Genomic DNA, 2,358 nt, shown 5'->3' with positions numbered 1-2,358 from the left:
GCGAGTACGTCGAAGCGCCCGTCTCGGGCTCGCGGGGACCGGCCGAGGCGGGGGAGCTGGTCGCCATGCTCGCCGGGTCGCCGGCCGCCGTGGCCCGCGTGCGCGAGGTCGTCGCGCCGATGTGCGCCGAGGTGGTGGAGTGCGGTCAGGCGCCCAACGCCCTGCTGATGAAGCTGTCGGTGAACCTGTTCCTGATCACGATGACCACCGGGCTGGCCGAGGCGTTCCACTTCGCAGAGCGGCACGACCTCGACCTGGGCACGCTGGTCGAGGTGCTGGACAAGGGCCCGATGGCCAGCAAGGTGTCCCGGGCGAAGACCGCGAAGCTGCTCGCCGCCGACTTCGAGGCGCAGGCGGCGGCGCTCGACGTGCTCATGAACAACCGGTTGATCGCTGACGCGGCCCGTGCGGCGGGCGTCGCCTCACCGCTGCTGGACGAGTGCCTGGCCCTGTTCGCCCGCACGGTGGAATTGGGGCACGACAAAGAAGACATGTCCGCGGTCGTGCACGCTTTGCGGGAACGGTCAGATTCGGCGGAGACCGAGCAGGACGCGTTCCATCAGGTCCAGTGACGGCCTGCCCTTGTCGTCGATCACCTGGTCGTCGTGGACGTTGATCAGGCTCATGTCCGACATGTCCGCCAACAGCACGCGGACGACGCCGAGCGGCAATCGCAACCGCGCCGCCACTTCCGCGACGGAATGCGGGTCGCGGCACAGGTCGCTGATGATCCGGTGTTCCGCGGTCGACGTGAGGGCGTCCCGCGACGCCCTTTCGTTCGTCGTCACGATGGTCTCGATGGCCAGCGTCGTCGCGGAGCGCGTGCGGCCGCCGGTTCTGGTGTAGGGACGCACCCGGAGGGTCGACACACCAGCTCCTCGAAGCGATCGGCGTTGATCTTGGTCGCGCAGGGGCCGAGGGCCCCTGACGCCGCTAGACCCTACGAGCGATCACGGCTCCTGTCTCGGTTTTCCCGGCATGTGGGAGAGTCGGCACGTCGCGGCGACGGTCCGTGCCCGGTTGCTTCCAAGGGGTGTTCACGGGCGCGCTCAGGCATCGGATGATCGGTCCGCCGCGCGCCGCCCGCGTGACGGTCGTCCGGCTTCGGATCGCCTGGGACTGGTCGTCCCAGGCGTCCGCCGGGGGTCTACCCGATGGGTGTGGGATTCGCGATCACGCCTACCTCGCAGAACACGTGAGGGGTTTTGTGTCCTGGCGGTGAGCTCACCACCGAGCGGCTTGTGGCCGAAATCGACGCTAGTGAGCGGTGGAGCGCTCTCACAATGGTTGTTGACCAAGGTTTGAGGTTCGGCCCCACCACGCCGGCGCCGACAATTCGCCCCGACCGCGGTCCGACGCCATTCCGGAACGGCCGGAACCCGCCGTTCGGTCGGCATTCGTCGCCCGGCGCCCTCACCGCGGTCGCACGGCGGTGGGCAAGGTGAACCGGATCGTCTCCCGCGCGGTCTCGCGGACCTGGACGTCCCACGCGCCCAGCGCCTCGATCACCTCGTCCACCAGTCGCGGCGGCGCGGACGCGCCCGCGGTCACCCCGACCACGCGCGCCTCGTGCAGCCACTCCCACCGGATGCCGGACACGTCGTCGATGAGGTGCGCGGGCGTGCCCACCCGACGGGCCGTCTCCACCAGCCGCACCGAGTTCGACGAGTTCGCCGAACCCACCACCAGCACCAGGTCCGAGTCGCGGGCGATCTCGCGCACCGCGTCCTGCCGGTTCGTGGTGGCGTAGCAGATGTCCGCCGACGAAGGCCCCTTCAGCGCCGGGAACCTCGCCCGCAACGCCGTCAGCACCTCGGCCGTCTCGTCCTCCGCCAGCGTCGTCTGCGTCAGGTAGGAGACCCTGGTCGGGTCCGGCACGTCCAGCGCCTCCACGTCCGCGACGCTCTGCACCAGCACCGTCCGCTCCGGCGCCTCGCCCAGCGTGCCCTCGACCTCCTCGTGGCCGGCGTGCCCGATCAGCACCACCGTGTCACCGCGCGCGGCGTACCGCCTGGCCTCCGCGTGCACCTTGGTCACCAACGGGCACGTCGCGTCGACCACCTCCAGGCCGCGCCGCTCGGCCTCCTCCCGCACCGCGGGCGACACCCCGTGTGCGGAGAACACCACCGTCGCGCCGTCCGGCACCGCGTCCAGCTCGTCCACGAACACCGCGCCGCGCGCCTCCAGGTCGGCCACCACGTGCGTGTTGTGCACGATCTGCTTGCGCACGTGGACCGGGCCGCCGCGCTGGTCGAGGAGGCGGTCGACGATGTCGATGGCGCGCTCCACCCCGGCGCAGAACGACCGCGGTGACGCCAGCAGGACAACGGGAAGGGCCATCGCGGGGGCTCCAGGGTC

General features: G+C 70.8%; 3 protein-coding genes. 1 reads left to right on the top strand and 2 read right to left on the bottom strand.

The genetic code is table 11. The features are described 5' to 3' along the window. A partial coding sequence (locus tag AB0G02_RS35595; RefSeq protein ID WP_360803459.1) for an NAD-binding protein occupies nucleotides 1–572 on the top strand: 572 nt, incomplete at its 5' end. Here AB0G02_RS35595 and AB0G02_RS35590 read toward each other — a convergent pair. Both AB0G02_RS35590 and ispH read right to left on the bottom strand, forming a co-directional pair. Next, a complete protein-coding gene (locus tag AB0G02_RS35590; RefSeq protein ID WP_360803457.1) occupies nucleotides 525–869 on the bottom strand; it encodes a DUF742 domain-containing protein in 345 nt (114 codons plus the stop codon). The two genes, AB0G02_RS35595 and AB0G02_RS35590, sit on opposite strands and share 48 nt — an antisense overlap. A gap of 544 nt (nucleotides 870–1,413) precedes the next feature. Beyond that, the gene (gene ispH / locus AB0G02_RS35585) at nucleotides 1,414–2,340 is read right to left on the bottom strand and encodes a 4-hydroxy-3-methylbut-2-enyl diphosphate reductase (protein ID WP_360803461.1); all 927 of its coding nucleotides are present in this window, start codon (nucleotides 2,338–2,340) and stop codon (nucleotides 1,414–1,416) included. Nucleotides 2,341–2,358 lie beyond the last annotated feature (18 nt).

Origin of the sequence: Actinosynnema sp. NPDC023658 (assembly GCF_040639995.1) — a bacterium.
Lineage (GTDB): Bacteria > Actinomycetota > Actinomycetes > Mycobacteriales > Pseudonocardiaceae > Actinosynnema.
Note: the sequence above shows the minus strand (reverse complement) of the source record. Positions and strands in the feature narration are given on the sequence as shown.

Coding starts and splice junctions, on each gene's coding strand:
- ispH (WP_360803461.1), bottom strand. CDS start 2,340: ATGGCCCTTCCCGTTGTCCTGCTGGCGTCACCGCGGTCGTTCTGCGCC.